Here is a 23279-nt window from a genome sequence, read left to right on the forward strand (position 1 = left end):
CCCGTCCCGGCCTGTCAGGCCGGGGACTTTTCACCCGCACAGGTACACCGGCATGTCCAACTCCCTTTCGCTGTCCTCCAAGCTGTGGACCGGTTCGGCCATCGCCGTCGCGCTGCCATTGGCCGCCGCCGCATGCGGGTTCGCCCTCGGCCTGCCCGCCGGGCAGACCCTGGCGCTGAGCATCGGCGCCACGGTGATCGCTAGCGCGGTGCTGGCCTATACCGTCCACGCCATCACCCGCTCGCTGCGGATCGCCACCACCACCCTGGCCCGCTTCGCCAACGGCAATTTCGAGGTGGTGATGCCGACCATACGCAACGACCAGGCCTGCGAAGTACTGCTGGCGCTGCGCCAGGTGCAGACCGGGGTGCGCCAGATCAACGACGAGATCGTGCGCATGTCCGCGCAGCACGACGCCGGCGACATCGACGTGGTGATCGACAGCCACCGCTTCGACGGCGAGTTCAAGGTGATCGCCGAGGGCATCAACCGCATGGTCGGTGACCACATCGCCACCAAGAAGAAGGCGCTGGCCTGCGTGGCCGAGTTCGGCCGCGGCAACTTCGATGCGCCGCTGGAGACGTTCCCGGGCAAGAAGGTCTTCATCAACGAGATCATCGAGCAGGTGCGCCGCAACATGCAGGGGCTGATCGCGCAGATGCAGCACATGTCCGCGCAGCACGACGCCGGCGACATCGACGTGGTGATCGAGAGCCACCGCTTCGAAGGCGACTTCCGCAGCATGGCCGATGGCATCAACCGCATGGTCGGCGACCATATCGCCACCAAGAAGAAGGCGATGACCTGCATCGCCGAATTCGGCCGCGGCAACTTCGACGCGCCGCTGGACGCCTTCCCGGGCAAGAAGGCGTTCATCAACGACACGGTCGAACAAGTGCGTTCCAACCTGCGCGCGCTGATCCGCGATACCAGCCTGCTGGCCGACGCGGCCGCGGCCGGGCGCCTGGACGTGCGCGCCGACGGCAGCCAGCACCACGGCGACTTCCGCCGTATCGTCGATGGCGTCAACCTGACCCTGGATACGGTGATCGGCCCGCTCAACGAAGCCGGTGCCGTGCTCAAGGCGATCGAGGGCGGCGACCTGACCCGCGTGGCGGACGTGCAGTGCCAGGGCAAGCTGAAGGAACTGTGCGACAGCATCAATGCCACCGTCGCGCGGCTGGCGCAGGTGGTCGGCGAGGTCAACATCAACGCCGAGGCGCTGGCCAGCGCCTCCGAGCAGGTGAGCGCCACCGCGCAGTCGCTGAGCCAGGCGGCGAGCGAACAGGCTGCCGGCGTGGAAGAGACCAGCGCCTCGCTGGAGCAGATGACCGCGTCCATCGCGCAGAACACCGAGAACGCCAAGGTCACCGACAGCATGGCCGCCAAGGCCGCGCGCGAAGCCAACGAAGGCGGCGATGCGGTGCGCTCGACGGTGGCGGCGATGAAGCAGATCGCACAGAAGATCGGCATCATCGACGACATCGCCTACCAGACCAATCTGCTGGCGCTGAACGCGGCGATCGAGGCCGCACGCGCCGGCGAGCACGGCAAGGGCTTCGCCGTGGTGGCGGCGGAAGTGCGCAAGCTGGCCGAACGCAGCCAGGTGGCCGCGCAGGAGATCGGCCAGGTGGCCGAATCCAGCGTGGAACTGGCCGAGAACGCCGGCAAGCTGCTGGACCAGATGGTGCCGTCGATCCGCCGCACCTCCGACCTGGTGCAGGAGATCACCGCCGCCTCCGAGGAACAGACCTCCGGCGTCGGCCAGATCAACGCCGCGGTCGGCCAGCTCAACCAGACCACCCAGCAGGCCGCGGCCAACTCCGAGGAACTGGCCGCCACCGCCGAGGAAATGAGCGGCCAGGCCGAGCAGTTGCAGCAGCTGATGAGTTTCTTCCGGACCAACCAGGTCGTGGCGCCGCGGCGTCCGACCGCCGTCTCCAGTGTCCCGTCCCGCAAGGCGGCGCCTGCGCGCAAACGTGGGTTCGGGGAGGTCGGCCTGGCACTGGTTTCGGCGCCGGACGAAGCCCACTTCGATACGTTCTGACAACCACTTCCACGACATCATTTCCAGGGGATCACGATGTTCACGCACATGAAAATCGGCACGCGTATCGGCATCGGCTTCGGCCTGGTGTTGCTGCTGCTGCTGGGAACCGGCATCTTCGCCACGCTGCAGATGGCCCGCATCAACGGCTCCTCCACGGAGATGGCCGGGAACTGGATGCCCAGCATCCGCAACATCGAGGAGATGAGCGCGAACTTCAACAAGCTGCGCCTGCTCGAAGTGCAGCGGGTCATCGCCACCAGCCCAGCAGAGATGCAGGACTACGACGCGCGCATGGTGCAGACGCTGGACGCGTTCGAGAGCAACCGCAAGACCTACATCCCCTTGATCTCCTCGCCCGAAGAGCGCGCGCTGTACGAGGATTTCGCCAAGAAGTTCGACCGCTACAGCGACCTGCACAAGCAGGTGCTGGCGCTGGTGGCGCAGGCGAAGTCGCAGGAAGCGATGACAGTCCTGAACGGCGAGCAGCGGCAGTTGTACCGCGGCACCGCCGACGCGATCGACAAGCTGGTGGATCTGAACGTCAAGGGCGGCGTGGACGCCAGCGACCGTGGCGACGCGCTGTACGCCTCGGCGCGCACGCTGATCATCTCCACCATCGTCGTGGCGTTGTTGCTGGGCGTGGTCGTGGCGGTCTTCATCGTGCGCATCCTCGGCCGCCTGCTGGGCGGCGAGCCGGCCTACGTGGCCGAGATCGCCAACAAGGTCGCCCAGGGCGATCTGGACCTGCAGGTGGCGGTGCGCGCCAACGACACCGGCAGCGCGCTGTATGCGATGCGGACCATGGTCGAGCGGCTGAAGCTGGTGATCGACGGCCAGCGCCGCGTGGTTGCGGCGGCCAACCGCGGCGACTTCTCCGAGCGCATCGCGCTGGACGGCCTGGCCGGATTCCAGCGCGAGATGGGCCAGGGCCTGAACGAGCTGGCGGCCACCACCGGCGGCAGCATCCAGGACGTGGTGCGAGTGATGGGCGGCCTGGCCGAGGGCGACCTGACCCAGAGCATCGACAAGCACTACGACGGCGCCTACGCCGAAATGAAGAACTACATCAACGACACCATCGCGCGCCTATCGCAGGTGGTCAGCGAGGTCAACGGCAATGCCGAATCGCTGGCCAGCGCCTCGGAAGAGGTCAGCGCCACCGCGCAGTCGCTGAGCCAGGCGGCCAGCGAGCAGGCTGCCGGCGTGGAGGAGACCAGCGCTTCGCTGGAGCAGATGACCGCGTCGATCTCGCAGAACACCGAAAACGCCAAGATCACCGACGGCATGGCCAGCAAGGCCTCCAGCCAGGCGCTGGACGGCGGCGAATCGGTGCGTGCGACCGTGCAGGCGATGAAGCAGATCGCGCAGAAGATCGGCATCATCGACGACATCGCCTACCAGACCAACCTGCTGGCGCTGAACGCGGCGATCGAGGCCGCGCGTGCCGGCGAGCACGGCAAGGGCTTCGCCGTGGTCGCCGCGGAAGTGCGCAAGCTGGCCGAACGCAGCCAGATCGCGGCGCAGGAAATCGGCGATGTCGCCAGTTCCAGCGTCGAACTGGCCGAGAATGCCGGCAAGCTGCTGGACGAAATGGTGCCGTCGATCAAGCGTACCTCCGACCTGGTGCAGGAGATCACGGCTGCCTCCGAGGAACAGACCTCCGGCGTCGGCCAGATCAATGCCGCGGTCGGCCAGCTCAACCAGACCACCCAGCAGGCCGCGTCCAACTCCGAGGAACTGGCCGCCACGGCCGAGGAGATGAGCGCGCAGGCCGAACAATTGCAGCAGCTGATGAGCTTCTTCAAGGTGCAGGGCACCCCGCCGGCCAGGACCGCGGCGCGGCGTCCCGGCACCGTGCGCGGCCGCAGCGGGCACGCCGGGGCCAAGCCGATCGCACGCGTCGCCGGCGGCCAGCTGGTCCTGGCCGACTCGCTCGACGAAGCCCACTTCGAAACCTTCTGAGACATGGCCATGAACGCTCCCGCTTCGCTCTCACCCTCCGACGCCGGCGACCTGGCGACGGACCAGTTCCTGACCTTCCTGCTCGGCAAGGAAATGTTCGGTGTCGGCATCCTCGGCATCAAGGAGATCATCGAGTACCGCACGCCGACCGACGTGCCGATGATGCCGCCGGCCCTGCGCGGGGTGATCAACCTGCGCGGCGCGGTGGTGCCTGTGGTGGACCTGCAGCAGCGCTTCGGCCGCGCGCCCAGCGAGATCAGCAAGCGCACCTGCATCGTCATCATCGAGGTCGCCAGCGGCGAGGAGCGCCAGGTGCTCGGCCTGCTGGTGGACGCGGTCAGCGAGGTGCTGGAGATCGCCACGGCGGACATCGCGCCGCCGCCGGCGTTCGGCACCGGCATTCGCCGCGATTTCATCCACGGCATGGGCAAGGTCGGCGAGCGGTTCGTGATCCTGCTCGCCGCCGACGCGGTGCTGGCGCCTCAGGAGTTCGCCAGCATGGCCGGCCTCGACGCCCACGTGGAAGAAGGCATCGCCGCCTGAGCGGCCTTCGCCGCGCATCGCCCCGCCCTTTCTTCGAAACGGATTTCGCATGCCCACGCCCCCCGACACCGCCGCCCTGCACCACTTCGGCACGGTCCTGGTGGTCGACGACAGCCAGGTCCAGCGCGAACATGCGCTGGCGCTGTGCCTGCGGATGGGCGCGGTGGCGGTGGAAGGCGCGGCCGACGGCCATGCCGCGCTGGCGCGGGTGACCGAGGGTTCGCCGCTGGGGCTGCTGATCGTGGATCTGGAAATGCCGGGCATGGACGGTGTGCAATTGCTCGATGCGCTCGCCCGCTGCGGCGCGCGCGTACCGATCGTGGTCGCCTCACAGCGTGGCGCGGCCTTGATCGACTCGGTGCTGCAGGTCGGCCGCAGCAACGGCCTGCAGGTGCTGGCGGGACTGGAGAAGCCGCTGCGCGCCGCCCAGCTCGCGGCCGCGGTGCGCGCCCACGCCCCGCCGACCCCGGCGCCTCGGAACGAGGCCGAGGCCCCGGGCGAGGCGACCATGGCCGCGATGCTGCGCGAGGCGCTGCAGCGCGGCGAGATCGAGGTGGCCTACCAGCCCAAGGTCGACATGCGCAGCGGCCGGGTCGGCGGCGTGGAAGCGCTGGCGCGCTGGCGCCATCCCAGCGCCGGGCCGATCGCGCCGGACCGCTTCATCGCCGTGGCCGAGCGCGAGGGCCTGATCCACGCACTCACCGCCTGCGTCGCCGACCAGGCGCTGGCGCGGCTGTCGGCGTGGAAGCAGGACGGGTTTCAGCTGACCCTGGCGCTGAACCTGTCGCCGCGCATGCTGCAGGACCCGAACCTGCTCGACGAACTGCTTGGGCTGCTGCGCAAGCATGGCCTGGCGCCATCCGACCTGGTGCTGGAGATCACCGAGAGTTCGCTGGTCTGCGGCAGCGCGCTGGGCATGCTGGCGCGGCTGCGGCTGCAGGGTTTCGGCCTGTCGCTGGACGATTACGGCACCGGCTTCTCCTCGCTGCAGCAACTCACCCGCATTCCCTTCACCGAGTTGAAGATCGACCGCATCTTCGTCCACGACGCGCACCGCAGCCGCAACCTGCGCACGGTTCTGGAATCGGCGCTGGGCATGGCCCAGCGGCTGGGCCTGCACACCGTCGCCGAGGGCATCGAAACGGTGGAGGACTGGACCCTGCTGCAGGAGCTGGGGTGCGACTTCGGCCAGGGCTACCTGCTGGCGCGCCCGCTGGGCGGCGGCGCGCTGCACGCCTGGCTGCTGGAGCACCAGCGCCTGCTGCAGGAACACGGCCCCACCGGCACCGCCAGTGCCCCCGCTTCCCCCTCCACTCACTGACCGGCCACGACCATGACCAGCCACGACACCATCACCGAGCAGGAATTCGGCCGGTTCCAGCGTTTCATCTTCGACGCGGCCGGCATCACCATTTCGCCGGCCAAGAAGGCCATGCTGTGCGGACGCCTGGGCAAGCGCCTGAAGGCGCATTCGCTGCAGACCTATACCCAGTACCTCAAGCTGCTGGAAAGCCGCGAGGGCAGCGGCGAGGTGCAGACCGCCATCGACCTGCTGACCACCAACGAAACCTACTTCTTCCGCGAACCCAAGCACTTCGACCTGCTGCGCAGCGTCGCCGCCGCGCATACCGGTAGTGCGCCGTTCCGCTGCTGGAGCGCGGCCAGTTCCAGTGGCGAGGAGGCCTACAGCATGGCCATGGTGCTGGACGACACCCTGCAGGGCCGCCCCTACGAGGTGGTCGGCACCGACATCAGCACCCGCGTGCTGGAAAAGGCGCGGACCGGCCACTACCCGCTGCTGCGCATCGAGCACATGCCGCCGGCCATGCTCAAGCGCTACTGCCTCAAGGGTCGCGGCGAGTACGAGGGCAGCCTGCTGATCGACCGCAAGATCCGCGACCACGTGCGTTTCCTGCACGCCAACCTCAACGCGGCGTTGCCCAATCTGGGCCAGTTCGACGTGGTGTTCCTGCGCAACGTGATGATCTACTTCAACGGCCAGACCAAGCGCGAAGTGGTGACGCGGGTGCTCGGCGCGCTCAAGCGCGGCGGCATCTTCTGCATCGGCCACTCCGAAAGTCTCAACGACGTCAACAGCGACGTGGTGCAGATCGCGCCGTCGGTGTACCGCAAACCATGAAGGCCGACGTGCCAGGAGGGAACCCCGCATGACCACGATCAAGGCCATGGTGATCGACGATTCGGCGGTGGTGCGCCAGGTGCTGGTCGCCGTGCTCAACGACGCGCCCGGCATCGAGGTGATCGCCGCCGCGGCCGATCCGCTGCTGGCGATGGACAAGATGCGCCAGCAATGGCCGGACGTGATCGTGCTGGACGTGGAGATGCCGAAGATGGACGGCATCACCTTCCTGCGCAAGATCATGAGCGAGCGCCCCACCCCGGTGGTGATCTGCTCCACGCTCACCGAGAAGGGCGCGCGGGTGACCATGGATGCGCTGGCCGCCGGCGCGGTGGCGGTGGTGACCAAGCCCAAGCTCGGGCTCAAGCAGTTCCTCACCGACTCGGCCGAGGAGATGATCGCCACGGTGAAGAGCGCCGCGCGCGCCAACGTCAAGCGCCTGTCGGCGCGTGCGGCACCGGCGCCGGCCGAGCCGGAGATCAAGCACACCGCCGACGTGATCCTGCCGGCGCAGGGCAATCGCCCGCTGTCGCAGACCACCGAACGGGTAGTGGCGATCGGCACCTCCACCGGCGGCACCCAGGCGCTGGAGGAAGTGCTGACCGCGCTGCCGCGGGTCAGCCCGGGCATCGTCATCGTCCAGCACATGCCGGAGAAGTTCACCGCCGCCTTCGCCGCGCGCCTGGACACGCTGTGCCAGATCTCGGTGAAGGAAGCGGCCAACAACGACCGCGTGGTGCCGGGACGCGCGCTGATCGCGCCGGGCGGCAAGCACATGCTGCTGCGTCGCAGCGGCGCGCAGTACTTCGTCGAAGTGCTGGACGGGCCGCCGGTGAACCGGCACCGGCCGTCGGTGGACGTGCTGTTCCGCTCCGCCGCACGCGCCGCCGGCGGCAACGCGCTGGGCATCATCATGACCGGCATGGGCGACGACGGCGCGGTCGGCCTGCTGGAGATGCGCCAGGCCGGCGCGCGCACCGTGGCCCAGGACGAACAGAGCAGCGTGGTGTTCGGCATGCCCAAGGAAGCGATCAAGCGCGGCGGCGCGGAGAAGATCCTGCCGCTCAACGCGATGGCGCGTGAGATCGGCCAGCAGCTGAGCTAGCAACCAACGCGGCTTTGACCGGACCGTAGGAGCGGCTTCAGCCGCGACGGCGCGTTTCCGTAAAAGCGCAGAGCTAGCAACCAAAAGCCGCGTTTGCTGTAGGAGCGGCTTCAGCCGCGACCGAGCTTTCCCTTGGAAAGCCCGTCGCGGCTGAAGCCGCTCCTACGACGCAAGCAGGCTACGCACTGCGACCGCAGCAGCCAACCGACACCCGCGCACCCGCAAAGAAGTGCGCGGCATGCAGCACGCGCACCGCCCCCACAAGCCCCCTCAACCCGAGTTGATGTGCTCCTTGCAGTACAGGCGCCGGTAGGCGCTGGGGGTCATGCCCAGGCGCTGGCGGAACACGCGCCGGAAATAGCCGCTGTCGCTGAAGCCGGCGCGCTGCGCGACCTCGTCCACCGCGCAGGTGTTGACCAGCAGCAGCTTCTCGGCGAAGGCGATGCGCTGGCGGTGGATCGCCTCGGTCAGCGTGGTGCCGAAGCTGCGCCGGTAGATGCGGCCCAGGTAGTCCGGATTGCAGTGCAGTTGCGCGGCCAGCGACGAGGCGGTGAGCGCGGTGTGGAACTGCGTGCCGATCAGTTGCTTGGCGCGGTAGGCCAGCGCCACCCCGGCACGTTCGGAGTCGTGCGGATCCGGCCAGGCACCGGCCACGCATTGCAGCATCGACAGCACGATCGGCTCGAGCATCGGCAGCGTGCGCCGTTCCTCCTGCTCGGCCAGGAACCAGCGGAACAGGCCGACGAAACGCTCCGGATCGCGGATCGCGGTGCGTTGCGGCATCGACAGCGCCACGGCGTGGTCCGCCGGCGCCACGCCCGGTTCCAGTTCGAAATGCACCCAGTAGAACCGCAGATCGTCCGGGAACCGGCCCAGGCCGGCATGCGCGCGGCCGGGCCACAGCAGCAGCGTCTCGCCGGGGCCGACGTAGAAGTCGTTGTCCTGTTCGCGGATCGAGAGGATGCCGCGCTCGACGAAGATCAGCTCGTAGGACTGGATCACCCGTGCCGGATGCGCGCCCACCCCGCGGGAGATGAACAGGCCCCCGTTCTGGACCCGGATCGGGTAGGCGACGGCGAATTCGAGCATGTCGGAAACGTCTCCCCCTTGCGCACACGACGCTGCACTGCAGCAATTCGATGAGCGCCACCGCACCTGCGCGGCCCGGCGCCCATGGTCGGAATCGTACCGCTTTTATACCGCACAGACTCTTGTCGCAGTGGCGTCGCCATGCCACTTTGCGCTGGCGCCGGACCGGGCGCGCCAGGAGCCGCCCGTTGAACGCGACCGCCATCGGCCACGCCGCCGCAGACGCCGCACCGGCCGCCACCACGCCACGCCTGTCGCGCCTGGAGAAGTTCGGCTATGGCCTCGGCGATGCCGGCGGCACGGTGGTCACCTGCCTGATCGCCAACTTCCTCACCTTCTTCTACACCGACGTGTTCGGCCTGACCCCGGCGCTGGTCGGCACCTTGTTCACCGTGCTGCGCGTGGCCGACGCGGTGTCCGATCCGGTGATGGGCCTGATCGCCGACCGCACCCGCAGCCGCTGGGGCCGTTTCCGCGCCTGGCAACTGTGGGTCGCGCTGCCGATCGGCATCGCCTGCGTGCTGACCTTCAGCGCGCCGCAGCTGAGCGCCGGCGCCAAGATCGCCTACGCCTTCGCCAGCTATTTCCTGCTGTCGCTGTGCTACACCGCGATCAACGTGCCCTACTGCGCGCTGATCAACAGCATGACCGGCGACCACCGCGACGTGGTCTCCGCGCAATCCTGGCGCTTCGTGCTGTGCGGCATCGCCGGCTTCCTGGTGTCGGTCGGGCTGCCATGGCTGGTGCGGGAACTGGGCGACGGCGACGCCGCGCGCGGCTACCAGCTCGGCGTGGGCGTACTGGCGGCGCTGGCGGTGGCGATGTTCCTGTGCTGCTTCTTCGCCGTGCGCGAGCGGGTGCCGGTCAGCCTGCTCGGCGGCGCCGGCATCGGCGCACACCTGCGCGGCCTGCTGCGCAACGACCAGCTGCGGCTGGTGCTGCTGATGTCGTTCCTGCTGATCAACGTGCTCAACATCCGCGGCGGCGGCTATCTTTACTTCATCACCTACGTGCTCGGCGGCAGCAGCGGCTATGCCTCGCTGTTCTTCGCGATGGTGGCGCTGGCCACGGTGCTCGGTGCGATCGTGGTCAACGCGCTGTGCCGCCGCTTCGACCCGCTGGCGCTGTACCTGCACACCAACCTGGCGCTGGCCGCGTTCGGCGTGGCGCAATGGTGGCTGCCCACCGGGCCGGCGCAGCAGACGCTGTGGCTGGGGGTGATCTTCGTGCATTGCCTGGTGCTGGGCTTCGCGCTGCCGCTGCACTTCTCGCTGATGGCCTTCGCCGACGACTACGGCGCCTGGAAGAACCGGGTGCGCTCCTCCGGCATCAACTTCGCCTTCAACCTGTTCTGCATCAAGCTGGCCTGGGCCTCGAGCGCGGTGGTGATCAGCGCGCTGTTCGTCCATGCCGGCTACCGCGCCGGCGCCGCGCAGCAGAGCCCCGCCTCGCTGCAGGCCATCACCCTGCTGGAAACCCTGATCCCCGCCGGCCTGCACCTGCTGCTGGCCGCGGTGATCCTGCGCTGCCGGCTGCGCCGGCCGCTGCTGGCGAGCATCGCCGCCGACCTCGCCGCGCGCCCGGTGCACTGACCTTCCCCACCCTTCAGGATCTGCGCTCCATGCCGCATTCGCCCGTGCCGTCCCCGGAACTGCCGCTCGCCCACCTGCGCATCGCCGACCCGTTCTGGCAGCGCTACCAGCGCCTGGTGCAGGAGGTGGTGCTGCCCTACCAGTGGGACGCGCTCAACGACAAGGTCGCCGATGCCGAGCCCAGCCATGCCATCGAGAACTTCCGCATCGCTGCCGGCCGCAGCGACGGCGCGTTCTACGGCATGGTGTTCCAGGACAGCGACGTGGCCAAGTGGCTGGAGGCGGTGGCCTACCTGCTGGCGCAGCATCCCGACCCGGCGCTGGAGCGCGATGCCGATGCCACCATCGAACTGATCGGCGCCGCGCAGCAGGCCGACGGCTACCTCAACACCTACTTCACGGTGAAGGCGCCGCAGGAACGCTGGAGCAACCTGGCCGAATGCCACGAGCTGTATTGCGCCGGGCACATGATCGAGGCCGGCGTGGCCTATTACCAGGCCACCGGCAAGCGCGCCCTGCTCGACATCGTGTGCCGGCTCGCCGACCACATCGATGCCGTTTTCGGCCCCGGCCCGACGCAGTTGCACGGCTACCCCGGGCATCCGGAGATCGAGCTGGCGCTGATGCGCCTGTACGAGGCCACCGGCGAGGCGCGCTACCTGGCACTGGCACGTTATTTCGTCGAACAGCGCGGCACCACGCCGCACTACTACGACGAAGAGTACGCCGGGCGCGGCCGCACCTTCTTCTGGGGCGGGCACGGCCCGGCCTGGATGATCCAGGACAAGGCCTACAGCCAGGCGCACCTGCCGGTGGCGCTGCAGGACACCGCGGTCGGCCATGCGGTGCGCTTCGTGTACCTGTACGCGGGCGTGGCGCACCTGGCCCGGCACAGCGGCGACGCCACCCTGCGCGCGGCCTGCGCGCGGCTGTGGGACAACGCCACGCAGCGGCAGATGTACCTGACCGGCGCGATCGGCGCGCAGAGCTACGGCGAAGCCTTCAGCGTCGACTACGACCTGCCCAACGACACCGCCTACAACGAGAGCTGCGCCTCGATCGGGCTGATGATGTTCGCCAACCGCATGCTGCAGTTGGCGCCGGATGGCCGCTACGCCGACGTGATGGAGCGGGCGCTGTACAACACCGTGCTGGGCGGCATGGCCCTGGACGGACGCCACTTCTTCTACGTCAATCCGCTGGAAGTGCACCCGCCCACGGTGCACGGCAACCACACCTTCGACCACGTCAAGCCGGTGCGCCAGCGCTGGTTCGGCTGCGCCTGCTGCCCGCCCAACATCGCCCGCGTGCTGACCTCGCTCGGCCACTACATCTACACCCGCCGCGACGACACCCTGTACGTGAATCTCTACGTCGGCAGCGATGCGCGGTTCGAGGTCGGCGGACAGACCCTGACCCTGCGCCAGCGCGGCGAGTATCCGTGGCAGGACACGATCGCCTTCGACGTGGAGTGCAGCGCAGTAGTGGACGCTGCAGTGGCGCTGCGCCTGCCGGACTGGTGCCAGGCGCCGCAGCTGCGGCTCAACGGCGAGCCGGTGGCGATCGACGCGCACCGCCAGCACGGCTACTGCGTGCTGCGCCGGCGCTGGCAATCCGGCGACACCTTGCAACTGCGCCTGCCGATGCCGCCGATGCGGGTCAGCGGACACCCGCGCGTGCGTCACCTGGCCGGCAAGGTCGCGGTACAGCGTGGACCGCTGGTGTACTGCCTGGAGCAGGCCGACAACGGCGCCGACCTGCATCAGCTGCGCCTGCCGGCCAGCGCCACGCTGCAGACCGTGCCCGGCAGCGGCGCGCTGGACGGCCAGGTGCTGCTGCAGGCCACGGGCGAACGCCTGCACGGCGATGCGGACGCCGCGGCCGCGCCGCTGTACCGCTACGATGCGCCGCCGCCGGCGGGGCAGCCGCAGACCCTGACCTTCGTGCCCTACTTCGCCTGGGCCAATCGCGGCGAGGGCGAGATGCGGGTATGGGTGGACGCCAGCGACGGCTGAAGGCACCTCTGCGGGACGTAGCCTGTAGGACGCGCTGGACGTTCCCGGGAACGCCCGTCGCGGCCGATCCCGCAAAAGGGGACAAGAGCCGCTCCTGCCGGACAAGCTGCATCCGGACTGCATCGTGTCGGCGCAGCGCCAAGTGCGCTTACAACGTCGCGAGGATCTCCGCGCGACGACGCGCATGCTCCGCGGCGTCGATCAGGCCCTGCGTCTTCAATTGCTCCAGCGCGCGCAGGCGCTGCTCGACCGAGGCGGTGGGCGGCAGTGGCGGCGGCGCCGCGGCCGCCGGCCGGCGCCGCTGGGCGCGGATCGCCAGCCACACCACCACAGCGATCAGCAGCGGGAAGGCGAGCACGACCAGGAGGACGAGCCAGTGCCAGATGCTGAATCCACCCATTGCGTCCTCCTGTCGGCCGCGCGCCGGGCCTGGCGCTTACTTCGCCTTGCCCTGGTTGGCCACCGCCTCGGCCGCCTTCTTCGCCGCTTCCGGATCGCCCAGGTAGCGGTAGGACTGCACCTGCAGGGTGTCGTCCAGTTCGAACAGCAGCGGGATGCCGGTGGGGATGTTGAGCTCGAGGATCTCCTCGCGCGACACGTCGTTCAAGTACTTGTACAGCGCACGCAGCGAGTTGCCGTGGGCGGTGACCAGCACGGTCTGCCCGGCCTTGAGCTGCGGCGCGATGGCGTCGTGCCAGTACGGCAGCACGCGCTCGAGCGTGGTCGCCAGCGACTCGGTGGCCGGCAGCGCATTGCGGTCCAGGGTGGCGTAGCGACGGTCGTGCAGCGGATGGCCCGGATCCTCGGCGTCCATCGGCGGCGGCGGGATGTCGTAGGAGCGGCGCCAGATCTTGACCTGGTCCTCGCCGTGCTTGGCCGCGGTCTCGGCCTTGTCCAGGCCCTGCAGGCCGCCGTAGTGACGCTCGTTGAGGCGCCAGCTCTTGTGCACCGGCAGCCAATCCTGGTCCAGTTCCTTCAGCGCGCCCTGCAGGGTGTGAATGGCGCGCTTGAGCACGGAGGTATGGGCGACGTCGAACTGCAGGCCCTCCTCGCGCATCAGCCGGCCGGCGGCCACGGCTTCCTGGCGGCCCTGCTCGGTCAGGTCCACGTCGACCCAGCCGGTGAAGCGGTTATCCAGGTTCCACTGGCTCTGGCCATGGCGCAACAGTACGAGTTTGCGGGTCACTGCGACGGTCTCCGTTGGGGGATGCATGGGTGGTGCAGCCCTGGATTGTAGCTGGTGGCGGGGATTCGGGATTTGGGATTCGCAAGGGCTTGGTTCTCCAGCAAGTGAAGCGGCCAAGCGCCGCCTGATCGCCAGAGCCGCGCGGGAAGCGCCTCAACGAATCCCCAATCCCGAATCCCGAATCCCCAATCCCGCCCCTCCACACCCCAGCCACGACCGCAGCGCGATCATCGGCGCATGGAGACGTCAACGCACCCCGTGTTCGGCGACTGGGACGGCAGCATCGTGCAGGCGCGCGCGCTGCAGGCGACGCTGGCGCGCCAGGTCAGCCTGCAGGACGAGGTTCCCGACCCGCCGCGCTGGCTGGCCGGCTTCGACGTCGGCTTCGAGGACGACGGCCAGGTCACCCGCGCCGCCGCGGTGCTGCTCGATGCGCAGACCCTGCAGTTGCACCAGGCCGAGATCGCCCGCGTGCCCACCTCGATGGCCTACGTGCCCGGCCTGCTCAGCTTCCGCGAACTGCCGGCGCTGCTGGCCGCGCTGGGCCTGCTGCGGCAGCGCCCGGACCTGGTGTTCGTCGATGGCCAGGGCATCGCGCATCCGCGCCGGCTCGGCATCGCCGCGCACTTCGGCGTGGTCACCGGGCTGCCCAGCATCGGCGTGGCCAAGACCCTGCTGGCTGGCCGCTTCGAGGAACCCGGCGCGCAGGCCGGCGACCACAGCCCCATCGTGCACCGCGGCGAAGTGGTCGGCTGGGCGCTGCGCAGCAAATTGCGCTGCAATCCGCTGATCGTCTCGCCCGGGCACCGCGTGGCGGTGGACAGCGCGCTGCACTGGACCCAGCGCTACCTGCGCGGCTACCGCCTGCCGGAACCGACCCGGCTGGCCGACCGGCTGGCCTCGCGCCGCGGCGAGATGCCGGCGCCGGCCGCGGACACCCGATCGCTGTTCTGAACCGGGCGCTGCGGCCGGCAGCCGCGTCGCTCAGCGGTTGCTGATGTTGATGCCAGTGTCGACGATCTGGATGTACATGCCCGCCGGACGCGGACGCGCGAGGAACTGGAGGTTGACGCCGGCGATGCCGCTGGCGGCGGCGCAATTGGCGGTCGACATGCCGATCGCCGTGTAGCGGACATTGGTGCGCAGGGTCGGGCCGGCGATGCGATGGCCGTTGGACACCGCATAACAGCCGGCGCCCTGTCCGCCGGTGACCAGCAAGGCCTTCGCGTCCCACAGATCGTTGATGATCTCGGTGGGCACGTTCATGTCCGGCACGCCTTGCGCCTGGGCGGAAAACCCCGCGCAGGCGATGAGGGCCAGGCCAAGGCGCGCCCAGACGGGGCGGCGACAGCGGATGTGCGATGCGACATTCTTCATGTGTGTACTCCGTCGGGGGAAGAGGGATCGATGCAGCGCCACGGGCCGTGCGCGCGTATGACCGGCCACGACGCGCGCCGATTATTCACAGGCCATTCGCCGCGTTGCAGACAAGACGCGCGCGCAAGTCGCACTATGCGATTCCGGGACACCGGCATAACCGCGCGACATAGCGCGAATGCATCGCGGATCGGCCTGCCGCGCATGAGCGCATGCGGGACAGTCCGTCTTGCCATGGCGCCGCACTGCGGCCGTCGCGCATGCGAAGCTTCGCTTCCGTTTTTGCGACTGCGAGCGCCCGCATGCCCACCCTGATCGCCCCCCGCGTCCACGATATCGGCGGCTTCGAAGTGCGCCGCGCCGTTCCCAGCGTGCAGGCGCGCAGCGTCGGCCCCTTCGTCTTCATCGATCACATGGGACCGGCGGTGTTCGAGCCGGGGCACGGCGTGGACGTGCGCCCGCATCCGCACATCGGCCTGGCCACGGTCACCTTCCTGTGGTCCGGCGAGATCGGCCACCGCGATTCGCTCGGCTCGGACCAGGTGATCCGCGCCGGCGACGTCAACTGGATGACCGCCGGGCGCGGCATCTCCCACTCCGAACGCACGCCGACCGCGCTACGCGCGCATGCGCACCCGCTGCACGGCATGCAGACCTGGGTGGCGCTGCCGAAATCGGCGGAAGAGACCGCGCCGGCGTTCTACCACCACGCCGCCGCCAGCCTGCCGCAGCAACGCCGCGACGGCGCCTGGCTGCGGGTGATCGCCGGCCGCGCCTACGGCGAGGAATCGCCGGTGACGGTGTTCGCCGACACCCTCAACGTGGCCCTGGATCTCGACGCGGACGCGGAACTCGACCTGGACGCCCGCCACGCCGAGCGCTCGCTGTACATCCTGGAAGGCGAGGCGCAACTGGATGGCGTGGACATCCCGGCGCGGCATCTGGTCCTGCCCGAGCCGGGCGCGCGCGGTCGGCTGCGCGCCAAGACCCCGCTCAAGGCGATGCTGATGGGCGGCGAACCGCTGGATGGGCCGCGCCACCTGTGGTGGAACTTCGTGTCCAGTTCGGTGGAGCGCATCGAGCAGGCCAAGCAGGACTGGCGCGAGGGCCGCTTCGGGACGATCCCGGGCGACGACCAGGAATTCATCCCGCTGCCCGAACCGGGCCGCTGAGACCCCAATCGCCGCCACAGCGGAGCGGCCCGTGCGGTCGCCATCGCTCCCTCTCCCGTCCCTCGTCCGCCGGCGCCGCATTCCATAAAGACCTGCCTGTCGGCGCAGCGAGGCGGGTGCCGCCACGCCATACCGCGCGTGCGGATATTCCCGGAATCCGCATCCCAATTGTCAGCGCGGCTGCGCTGGGCTATGGTGCAGACGCGGCAGCGCACGCGTGGCCGCACACGGGACACGCACTGCGTCGGGGATGCACTGCCGGGATCCCGCACAGGATGGGCGCTCCCGCAGACGACGCCACAGGCGTGCGTATGGATCGAACGCGTCGCATCGCGGCGTATGGGGAACATCGCGAATGAAGACATTCTTGCGCAAGGCGCTGCTCACCGCTGCGGCGGCGTTGCCCGCCGCTGCCGCCACCGCGCAGCAGGCCCAGAACTGCCCCCCGCTGCCGCCGCAGAGCAAGCTGCAATGGAGCGAGCGCAGCGACAAGGGCTTCATCGTCTGCCGCGCCAGCGATACCAGCGGCCGTCAGGTGCTGGGCATGATGCTCACTGCGCGCGACCCGAAGATTCCGCTGCAGCGCACGCTGCGCGAGGAAAAGGGGGCCATCGACGGCGAGCAGGTGTATTGGTACCGGCCGGACCTCGGCGGCGCCGACCTGCCGGGCCTGGCCTCGCGCCGGATCGCGGTGGCGGAACTGAAGAAGGGTCAATTCGCGCAGGTGTGGATCGACGCCGCCGACACCCAGGAACTGCAGACCCTGCAATCGCTGGTGCAGGGCCTGGACATGCGCCAGTCGAGCCTGGCGCTGGAGCGCTAAGGCCACAGGTCCGAGACATGACGTAGGAGCGGCTTCAGCCGCGACAGCGGTTCACGGGAACGCGTGTCGCGGCTGAAGCCGCTCCTACGAGCAAACAAACCCTCGCACCAGCGACAGTGCGAATCACCCCTCAGAAGCGCCCTTCCTGGAAATCCACGAAGGCCTGCATCAGTTCCTGGCGCGTGTTCACCACGAACGGCCCGTGCCGCGCCACCGGCTCGCGCAGCGGCCGGCCGGCGACCAGGATCAGCCGTGCGCCCTGCGCGCCGGCCTGCAACGGCAGCAGGTCGCCGCCGCCGAGCACCGCCAGCGTCTGCGCCGGCAACATGCGCGCCGCCTCGCCCTCGCCCAGCGCCGCCTCGCCCTCGAACATGTAGGCGAAGGCGTTGTGCCCGGACGGCAGCTCGAACGCCCAGCGCGTACCCGCGTCCAGCGCGATGTCCAGGTACAGCGGATCGGTGGCGGGCTGCACGATCGGGCCGTGCACCTCGCCGACCTGGCCGGCGATCACCTTGACCGTCACCCCCGGCGCCGGCTGCGCCACCGGGATGCGCTCGGGCGAGAACTCCTGGTAGCGCGGCGCGGTCATCTTGTCGCGCGCCGGCAGGTTCACCCACAGCTGGAAGCCGCGCATGCGCCCTTGCTCCTGCTCCGGCATCTCCGAATGCACCAGGCCGCGGCCGGCGGTCATCCACTGCACGCTGCCGGGGTCAGCAGGCCCTCGTTGCCGTGGTTGTCCTTGTGCCGCATGCGCCCGTCGAGCATGTAGGTGACAGTCTCGAAGCCGCGATGCGGATGGCTGGGGAAACCGCCGATGTAGTCCTCGGCACGGTCGGTGCCGAACTCGTCGAGCAACAGGAACGGATCCAGCTCGGGCAGCGCCCCGCCACCGATGACGCGGGTCAGCTTGACCCCATCGCCGTCGGCGGTGGCGTGGCCGCGGATGGCGCGCAGGATGCGCGCGGGGACGACGGCGGTGGAAGCAGTCATGGGACGATCTCCTGATGAGATCCCCACCATGGGTGCCACCGCCAGCGCGGCCAACCGTGCCCGGCGCAACCCATCGTTCCATCGCCTGCGGCGGTCCCCTTCTCCCCCCGGGAGAAGGTGCCCCGCAGGGGCGGATGAGGGTGCGGGCGCAGCCTCGTGCGGCGTCCGGCAGCGCAACCCGGGTTTGCGAGGGGCTTCGCCCCCGTACCCTCACCCCAACCCCTCTCCCGAGGGGAGAGGGGCTTGAGCACCCTGACGCCTCCTTCTCCTGTTCGAGGCCATGAATCCTCTTCTCCCCCCGGGAGAAGGTGCCCCGAAGGGGCGGATGAGGGTACGGGCGCAGCCTCGTGAGGTGTCTGCCACCACAGGCTGGTCTTGCGAGCGCTTCGCTCCGTACCCTCACCCCAACCCCTCTCCCGAGGGGAGAGAGGCTTGAGCGCCCTGACACCTCCTCCTGTTCGAGGCCATGAATCCCCTTCTCCCCCCGGGAGAAAGTGCCCCGCAGGGGCGGATGAGGGTACGGGCGCAGCCTCGTGCAGCGTGTGGTGACACAGGCTGGTTTCGCGAGGGCTTCGCCCCGCACCCTCACCCCACCCCCTCTCCCGGGTGGATAGGGACTCAAGCGCCGCGCCGACCATCCGCGCCGCAAAGGGCATCGCCAGGGCTGTCTACGACCAAAGTACTAGCCCCGTGGCCGCCCCCACCATTGACCCCCCAGGCCATCGGGGCGACCCTTGCACGCATCTCGTGGGGGAGTTCTACATGAAAGGGTTTTCCAAGCTGGCCTGGGCCGCACTCGCCCTCCTGGCCGCGTTCTGCCTGGGCACCATCGCCCTGCGCCGCGGCGAACACATCAACGCGCTGTGGATCGTGGTGGCCGCGGTGTCGATCTACCTGATCGCCTACCGCTTCTACAGCCTGTTCATCGCCAACAAGGTGATGCAGCTCGACCCCACCCGCGCCACCCCGGCGGTGCTCAACAACGACGGCCTGGACTACGTGCCGACCAACAAGCACGTGCTGTTCGGCCACCACTTCGCCGCCATCGCCGGCGCCGGGCCGCTGGTCGGGCCGGTGCTGGCCGCGCAGATGGGCTACCTGCCCGGCCTGCTGTGGCTGGTGGTCGGCGTGGTGGTCGCCGGCGCGGTGCAGGACTTCATGGTGCTGTTCCTGTCCAGCCGCCGCAACGGCCGTTCGCTGGGCGACCTGGTGCGCGAGGAAATGGGCCAGGTGCCCGGCACCATCGCCCTGTTCGGCGCGTTCCTGATCATGATCATCATCCTGGCGGTGCTGGCGATGGTAGTGGTCAAGGCGCTGGCGGAAAGTCCCTGGGGCATGTTCACGGTGATCGCGACCATGCCCATCGCGATCCTGATGGGCGTGTACATGCGCTACATCCGCCCAGGCAAGATCGGCGAGATCTCGGTGGTGGGACTGATCCTGCTGCTGGCGGCGATCTGGTTCGGCGGCAAGGTCGCCGCCGATCCGACCTGGGGCCCGGCCTTCACCTTCACCGGCACCCAGATCACCTGGATGCTGATCGGCTACGGCTTCGTTGCCTCGGTGCTGCCGGTGTGGCTGCTGCTGGCGCCGCGCGACTACCTGTCCACCTTCCTCAAGATCGGCACGATCATCGCCCTGGCGATCGGCATCCTGGTGGTGATGCCGGAGCTGAAGATGCCGGCGCTGACCCAGTTCGCCGCCAGCGGCGACGGCCCGGTGTGGAAGGGCGGCCTGTTCCCGTTCCTGTTCATCACCATCGCCTGCGGCGCGGTGTCCGGCTTCCATGCGCTGATCTCCTCGGGCACCACGCCCAAGCTGCTCGCCAACGAGTCGCACATGCGCTACATCGGCTACGGCGGCATGCTGATGGAATCGTTCGTGGCGGTGATGGCGCTGGTGGCGGCCTCGATCATCGACCCGGGCGTGTACTTCGCGATGAACAGCCCGGCCGCGGTGATCGGCGCCGACGTCGCCTCCGCCGCGCACCACATCAGCACCACGTGGGGCTTCGCCATCACCCCGGAGCAACTGACCGCCACCGCCGCGGCGATCGGCGAACCCACCATCCTGCATCGCGCCGGCGGCGCGCCGACGCTGGCGGTGGGCATCGCGCAGATCCTGCACCAGGCCATTCCCAACAGCAGCGACGCGATGATGGCCTTCTGGTACCACTTCGCGATCCTGTTCGAGGCGCTGTTCATCCTCACCGCGGTGGACGCCGGCACCCGCGCCGGCCGCTTCATGCTGCAGGACCTGCTCGGCAACTTCGTGCCGGCGCTGAAGAAGACCGAGTCGTGGACCGCCAACATCATCGGCACCGCCGGCTGCGTGGCGCTGTGGGGCTACCTGCTGTACACCGGCGTGGTCGATCCGTTCGGCGGCATCCAGACGCTGTGGCCGCTGTTCGGCATCTCCAACCAGATGCTGGCCGGCATCGCGCTGATGCTGGGCACGGTGGTGCTGTTCAAGATGAAGCGCGACCGCTACGCGTGGGTGACCGCGGTGCCGGCGGTGTGGCTGCTGATCTGCACCACCTATGCCGGCCTGATCAAGATCTTCGACGCCAACCCGTCGCAGGGCTTCCTGGCGCAGGCGCACAAGTTCCAGGACGCCATCGCCAGCGGCACCGTCACCGCACCGGCCAAGTCGGTGGCGCAGATGCAGCAGATCGTCACCAACGCCTACGTCAACACCGGCCTGACCGTGCTGTTCCTGTGCGTGGTGTTCGCGGTGCTGGTCTACGCGATCAAGACCATCCTCGTCGCCCGCCGCACTCCCCAGCGCAGCGACCGCGAGACCCCGTACGTGGCCTTGCAGCCGCACCAGATGGCGGACCTGTAATGGGCGGCGCACTGGTTCCGATCGGGCAGTACCAGGCGCACCGCCGGCTGTGGCGGCGCCTGGTGCAGACCGCGCGCCTGTGCTGCGGCATTCCCGACTACGACAACTACGTGCGGCACATGCTGGAAAAGCATCCGGACCGGCAACCGATGGACTACAAGACCTTCTTCCGCGAGCGCCAGGAGGCGCGGTATGGCGGCAAGAGCGGGTTTCGGTGTTGTTGAAAGGCTGGGATCGGGGCGTCGGGATTGGGGATTGGTGGCGGGCGCCTGAAGGCGCCTGACCATTGGACCGGATCACACGGCGGCTCTCGTTCTGAACGCGGCGATGCCTGCGACAGGCATCGCCGTTTCGTTGTTGAGCGCCGGGTTAACGTACGGGGAGCAGTGCCAGCGGCGCTGTTGTAGGAGCGGCTTCAGCCGCGAGGCCTTACCGATAGCGCGTCGCGGCTGAAGCCGCTCCTACGACAGCACGATTTTCCGCGATGCCGGGCACTCGCGGAAACCTCCCATTTCCCAATCCCGATTCCCCAATCCCGGCTCTTCAGGCCGCCGCGGCGCGCACCAACGCCGCATAGGTCTGCGGCAACTCGCGCATGTGTTCCATCACCGCGGCCACGCCGAGCTGGCGCAGGGTCGCGGCGTGCCCGGCGGGAATGTGCGCGGCACCGGTAAAGCCGATCACGGTCATGCCCGCGGCCAGCGCGGCGCTGGCGCCGGTGGCGCTGTCCTCGATCACCAGGCAGCGTTCCGGCGCCACCTCCAGCGTGCGTGCCGCCAGCAGGTACACATCCGGCGCGGGCTTGGGCCGCGCCACCATGTCGGCACTGAAGATGCGCTCGCCGACGCGCTCGCGCAGGCCCGCGCGCGCCACCGAGGCGACCACGCTCTCGCGCATACTGTTGGAGGCGACCGCCAGCGGCAGCGGCAACGCCAGCAAGGCCTCGCGCACGCAGTCGATCGGCTGCACTTCCGCGGCGATCAGCGCTTCGGAGCGTGTGCGGATCTCCTGGTACAAGCCAGGCGGCAGGTCCAGCGCGTACTGCCGCTGCACGCGCTGCACGATCTCCTGCGCGGTGAGGCCGAAGCTGCCTGCCAGAAACTGTTCCAGTTCGACCCGCGGCACATAGGCGCCCAGTGCGTCGAGCATGACCCGGTCGGCCAGCACTTCGCTGTCGACGAGCACGCCGTCGCAATCGCTGATCAACAGGTCGAAGGGGGTCGCCGTCATCGCGCACTCCTGTGGGGAAACGCCCATTATGCCGCTGGCCACATGTCCCTCGCCTGTGCGGCGCTTGCAGCCGCAGCAGCGCGACCGATCCTTGGATGCAGGGGCGCATGCAACGCACACGCATGCAGCACTGCCCCGCACGCCCTGTGCGCCCCCCAGCCCGTTCGCCGCCGCGACCACGTCGCAACGGCATCCTGTCCGGCAACCGTTGGTTTCCGGTTAAACCACCGACCACCCGAGACGACGCCGGCCAAGATCCGCAGACCGCGTCACAAAACCGCCGCGAAACCCCGGCGATCGGCTGCTAGCATCGGCAACGGCGCCAGGACACGCGCCGTCATCCAGGACCGCGACCAGGAAAGGAGCCTTGCATGCGTACGCCCGTCCCCGCCCTGATCGCACTCGCGACCTCGCTGTTCTTCTCGGTCAGTTGCGCCGCACAGTCCGGCGCCAAGGAGCATTCCGCCATGTCAGCCTCGCTGCAGGATCATTCGGTCGCGTTCCGCGACCCCGCACTCGCCGACATCGCCGCCGCCATCGCGCGCGGCGACGTCGCCCGCATCGCCGCCCTGGCGCCCAGCACGGACCTGTCCGCGCACGGCGACCAGCACGTCACCCTGCTCGAATGGGCCATCTGGAACGAACAGCCGCGCGCGCTGGCGGCGCTGCTCGACGCCGGTGCCGACCCGTCGCTGCCGGGCATGGATCAGGAAACCGTGGTGCACATGGCGGCCATGGCCAAGGATCCGCAGTACCTGCAGATCCTGCTGCAGCACGGCGCCCCGGTCGACCCGGTGAGTGCGCGCGCGAACTGGACGCCGCTGTTCCGCGCCGTGCAGAGCAAGCGTGATGCGCAGATCGAGATGCTGCTCAAGGCTGGCGCCGATCCGAAGCGGGTCGACGCCACCGGCAACTCGCTGCTGCACCTGGCCGCGCAGAGCAGCGCCGGCAATCCCTGGGTGCCCAAGCTGCTGCAGGCCGGGGTCGACCCGAGCCTGCGCAACGCCCAGGGCAAGACGTTCCAGGCGTACTTCTTCAACACGCCCGAGCGCCTGCTCAACGCAAGCGCGCAACAGACCCGCAACGCCGTGCGCGACTGGCTGAGCGCCCACGCCATCCCCCTGGAAGCGACCCGCTGATGCGGTCGGTCGCCACACTCGC

The 23279-nt window shown here is 69.1% G+C and carries 19 protein-coding genes and 1 pseudogene; 14 read left to right on the plus strand and 6 right to left on the minus strand.

The window, feature by feature from the left end; genetic code table 11:
* The first annotated feature begins 52 nt into the window (after positions 1 to 52).
* From NUG21_RS12970 to NUG21_RS12995, 6 genes are read left to right on the plus strand one after another with little or no spacing between them, the layout of a single operon-like run.
* Positions 53 to 2047, plus strand: coding sequence for a methyl-accepting chemotaxis protein (locus tag NUG21_RS12970; RefSeq protein WP_263391085.1), 1995 nt, complete (start codon positions 53 to 55; stop codon positions 2045 to 2047).
* 48 nt (positions 2048 to 2095) lie between these two features.
* Entirely contained in the window at positions 2096 to 4012 is a 1917-nt protein-coding gene (locus tag NUG21_RS12975; RefSeq protein ID WP_263391086.1) for a HAMP domain-containing methyl-accepting chemotaxis protein, read from the plus strand.
* A gap of 9 nt (positions 4013 to 4021) precedes the next feature.
* Positions 4022 to 4555 carry a chemotaxis protein CheW gene (locus NUG21_RS12980; RefSeq protein WP_184502463.1) on the plus strand — a complete coding sequence of 178 codons (534 nt, stop codon included), beginning with the start codon at positions 4022 to 4024 and terminating at the stop codon, positions 4553 to 4555.
* Between the two features lie 49 nt (positions 4556 to 4604).
* Entirely contained in the window at positions 4605 to 5876 is a 1272-nt protein-coding gene (locus tag NUG21_RS12985) for an EAL domain-containing response regulator (RefSeq protein ID WP_263391087.1), read from the plus strand.
* A gap of 12 nt (positions 5877 to 5888) precedes the next feature.
* The gene (locus tag NUG21_RS12990; RefSeq protein WP_160948210.1) at positions 5889 to 6695 is read left to right on the plus strand and encodes a CheR family methyltransferase; all 807 of its coding nucleotides are present in this window, start codon (positions 5889 to 5891) and stop codon (positions 6693 to 6695) included.
* 28 nt (positions 6696 to 6723) lie between these two features.
* Positions 6724 to 7800: a protein-glutamate methylesterase/protein-glutamine glutaminase gene (locus NUG21_RS12995; protein ID WP_160948211.1), complete on the plus strand. Its 1077-nt coding sequence runs from the start codon at positions 6724 to 6726 to the stop codon at positions 7798 to 7800.
* Positions 7801 to 8070: 270 nt separating this feature from the next.
* Here NUG21_RS12995 and NUG21_RS13000 read toward each other — a convergent pair whose 3' ends face one another.
* On the minus strand, positions 8071 to 8889 hold the full coding sequence (locus NUG21_RS13000; protein WP_019797120.1) for a helix-turn-helix transcriptional regulator: 819 nt from the start codon (positions 8887 to 8889) through the stop codon (positions 8071 to 8073).
* 188 nt (positions 8890 to 9077) lie between these two features.
* On the opposite strand from NUG21_RS13000, the gene NUG21_RS13005 reads away from it, so the two are divergent.
* Positions 9078 to 10481, plus strand: coding sequence for an MFS transporter (locus NUG21_RS13005; RefSeq protein WP_345780428.1), 1404 nt, complete (start codon positions 9078 to 9080; stop codon positions 10479 to 10481).
* Positions 10482 to 10510: 29 nt separating this feature from the next.
* Positions 10511 to 12496, plus strand: a complete 1986-nt coding sequence (locus NUG21_RS13010; protein WP_263391088.1) for a glycoside hydrolase family 127 protein — start codon at positions 10511 to 10513, stop codon at positions 12494 to 12496.
* A 148-nt stretch (positions 12497 to 12644) separates the two neighbouring features.
* Here the strand turns inward: NUG21_RS13010 and NUG21_RS13015 are convergent, their stop codons facing one another.
* Together NUG21_RS13015 and gpmA are read right to left on the minus strand one after the other, a co-directional pair.
* Positions 12645 to 12896 carry an SHOCT domain-containing protein gene (locus tag NUG21_RS13015; RefSeq protein WP_242081210.1) on the minus strand — a complete coding sequence of 84 codons (252 nt, stop codon included), beginning with the start codon at positions 12894 to 12896 and terminating at the stop codon, positions 12645 to 12647.
* Between the two features lie 36 nt (positions 12897 to 12932).
* On the minus strand, positions 12933 to 13682 hold the full coding sequence (gene gpmA / locus NUG21_RS13020) for a 2,3-diphosphoglycerate-dependent phosphoglycerate mutase (protein WP_019798779.1): 750 nt from the start codon (positions 13680 to 13682) through the stop codon (positions 12933 to 12935).
* Between the two features lie 237 nt (positions 13683 to 13919).
* Here gpmA and nfi point away from each other — a divergent pair, with 237 nt between their 5' ends.
* Complete coding sequence (gene nfi, locus NUG21_RS13025; protein WP_263391089.1) at positions 13920 to 14636, plus strand: deoxyribonuclease V; 717 nt, start codon at positions 13920 to 13922, stop codon at positions 14634 to 14636.
* Between the two features lie 30 nt (positions 14637 to 14666).
* Here the strand turns inward: nfi and NUG21_RS13030 are convergent, their stop codons facing one another.
* On the minus strand, positions 14667 to 14948 hold the full coding sequence (locus NUG21_RS13030; protein ID WP_263391090.1) for a hypothetical protein: 282 nt from the start codon (positions 14946 to 14948) through the stop codon (positions 14667 to 14669).
* Between the two features lie 413 nt (positions 14949 to 15361).
* Between NUG21_RS13030 and NUG21_RS13035 the strand changes: the two genes are divergently transcribed.
* Positions 15362 to 16231 carry a pirin family protein gene (locus NUG21_RS13035; protein ID WP_019798001.1) on the plus strand — a complete coding sequence of 290 codons (870 nt, stop codon included), beginning with the start codon at positions 15362 to 15364 and terminating at the stop codon, positions 16229 to 16231.
* Positions 16232 to 16586: 355 nt separating this feature from the next.
* Positions 16587 to 17054 (plus strand): hypothetical protein, encoded by a 468-nt coding sequence (locus NUG21_RS13040; protein ID WP_263391091.1) that lies wholly within the window; start codon positions 16587 to 16589, stop codon positions 17052 to 17054.
* A gap of 130 nt (positions 17055 to 17184) precedes the next feature.
* Here the strand turns inward: NUG21_RS13040 and NUG21_RS13045 are convergent.
* Positions 17185 to 18044 (minus strand): annotated as a pseudogene (locus tag NUG21_RS13045) (pirin family protein).
* 762 nt (positions 18045 to 18806) lie between these two features.
* Here NUG21_RS13045 and NUG21_RS13050 point away from each other — a divergent pair.
* Both NUG21_RS13050 and NUG21_RS13055 read left to right on the plus strand, forming a co-directional pair.
* On the plus strand, positions 18807 to 20888 hold the full coding sequence (locus tag NUG21_RS13050) for a carbon starvation CstA family protein (RefSeq protein WP_263391092.1): 2082 nt from the start codon (positions 18807 to 18809) through the stop codon (positions 20886 to 20888).
* The gene (locus NUG21_RS13055; RefSeq protein ID WP_019797654.1) at positions 20888 to 21112 is read left to right on the plus strand and encodes a YbdD/YjiX family protein; all 225 of its coding nucleotides are present in this window, start codon (positions 20888 to 20890) and stop codon (positions 21110 to 21112) included. The genes NUG21_RS13050 and NUG21_RS13055 overlap by 1 nt, the downstream gene beginning before the upstream one ends.
* 319 nt (positions 21113 to 21431) lie before the next feature.
* On the opposite strand, the gene NUG21_RS13060 is transcribed toward NUG21_RS13055, so the two are convergent.
* Positions 21432 to 22118 (minus strand): HAD-IA family hydrolase, encoded by a 687-nt coding sequence (locus NUG21_RS13060; protein WP_263391093.1) that lies wholly within the window; start codon positions 22116 to 22118, stop codon positions 21432 to 21434.
* 371 nt (positions 22119 to 22489) lie between these two features.
* Here NUG21_RS13060 and NUG21_RS13065 point away from each other — a divergent pair, with 371 nt between their 5' ends.
* A complete protein-coding gene (locus tag NUG21_RS13065; protein ID WP_242081216.1) occupies positions 22490 to 23257 on the plus strand; it encodes an ankyrin repeat domain-containing protein in 768 nt (255 codons plus the stop codon).
* Positions 23258 to 23279 lie beyond the last annotated feature (22 nt).

It is taken from the genome of Xanthomonas sp. CFBP 8445 (assembly GCF_025666235.1).
GTDB classification, from domain to species: domain Bacteria; phylum Pseudomonadota; class Gammaproteobacteria; order Xanthomonadales; family Xanthomonadaceae; genus Xanthomonas_A; species Xanthomonas_A indica.

What these genes read in the sequence shown, in the direction of transcription:
- NUG21_RS12975 (WP_263391086.1), top strand. Translation starts at nt 2,096, where the DNA reads ATGAAAATCGGCACGCGTATCGGCATCGGCTTCGGCCTGGTGTTGCTG.
- NUG21_RS13030 (WP_263391090.1), bottom strand. Translation starts at nt 14,948, where the DNA reads ATGAACGTGCCCACCGAGATCATCAACGATCTGTGGGACGCGAAGGCC.
- NUG21_RS13035 (WP_019798001.1), top strand. Translation starts at nt 15,362, where the DNA reads ATGCCCACCCTGATCGCCCCCCGCGTCCACGATATCGGCGGCTTCGAA.
- NUG21_RS13015 (WP_242081210.1), bottom strand. Translation starts at nt 12,896, where the DNA reads ATGGGTGGATTCAGCATCTGGCACTGGCTCGTCCTCCTGGTCGTGCTC.
- NUG21_RS13060 (WP_263391093.1), bottom strand. Translation starts at nt 22,118, where the DNA reads ATGACGGCGACCCCCTTCGACCTGTTGATCAGCGATTGCGACGGCGTG.
- NUG21_RS13010 (WP_263391088.1), top strand. Translation starts at nt 10,511, where the DNA reads ATGCCGCATTCGCCCGTGCCGTCCCCGGAACTGCCGCTCGCCCACCTG.
- NUG21_RS12980 (WP_184502463.1), top strand. Translation starts at nt 4,022, where the DNA reads ATGAACGCTCCCGCTTCGCTCTCACCCTCCGACGCCGGCGACCTGGCG.
- NUG21_RS13065 (WP_242081216.1), top strand. Translation starts at nt 22,490, where the DNA reads ATGCGTACGCCCGTCCCCGCCCTGATCGCACTCGCGACCTCGCTGTTC.
- NUG21_RS12995 (WP_160948211.1), top strand. Translation starts at nt 6,724, where the DNA reads ATGACCACGATCAAGGCCATGGTGATCGACGATTCGGCGGTGGTGCGC.
- NUG21_RS13000 (WP_019797120.1), bottom strand. Translation starts at nt 8,889, where the DNA reads ATGCTCGAATTCGCCGTCGCCTACCCGATCCGGGTCCAGAACGGGGGC.
- NUG21_RS13040 (WP_263391091.1), top strand. Translation starts at nt 16,587, where the DNA reads ATGAAGACATTCTTGCGCAAGGCGCTGCTCACCGCTGCGGCGGCGTTG.
- NUG21_RS12990 (WP_160948210.1), top strand. Translation starts at nt 5,889, where the DNA reads ATGACCAGCCACGACACCATCACCGAGCAGGAATTCGGCCGGTTCCAG.
- nfi (WP_263391089.1), top strand. Translation starts at nt 13,920, where the DNA reads ATGGAGACGTCAACGCACCCCGTGTTCGGCGACTGGGACGGCAGCATC.
- NUG21_RS12970 (WP_263391085.1), top strand. Translation starts at nt 53, where the DNA reads ATGTCCAACTCCCTTTCGCTGTCCTCCAAGCTGTGGACCGGTTCGGCC.
- NUG21_RS13050 (WP_263391092.1), top strand. Translation starts at nt 18,807, where the DNA reads ATGAAAGGGTTTTCCAAGCTGGCCTGGGCCGCACTCGCCCTCCTGGCC.
- NUG21_RS12985 (WP_263391087.1), top strand. Translation starts at nt 4,605, where the DNA reads ATGCCCACGCCCCCCGACACCGCCGCCCTGCACCACTTCGGCACGGTC.
- NUG21_RS13055 (WP_019797654.1), top strand. Translation starts at nt 20,888, where the DNA reads ATGGGCGGCGCACTGGTTCCGATCGGGCAGTACCAGGCGCACCGCCGG.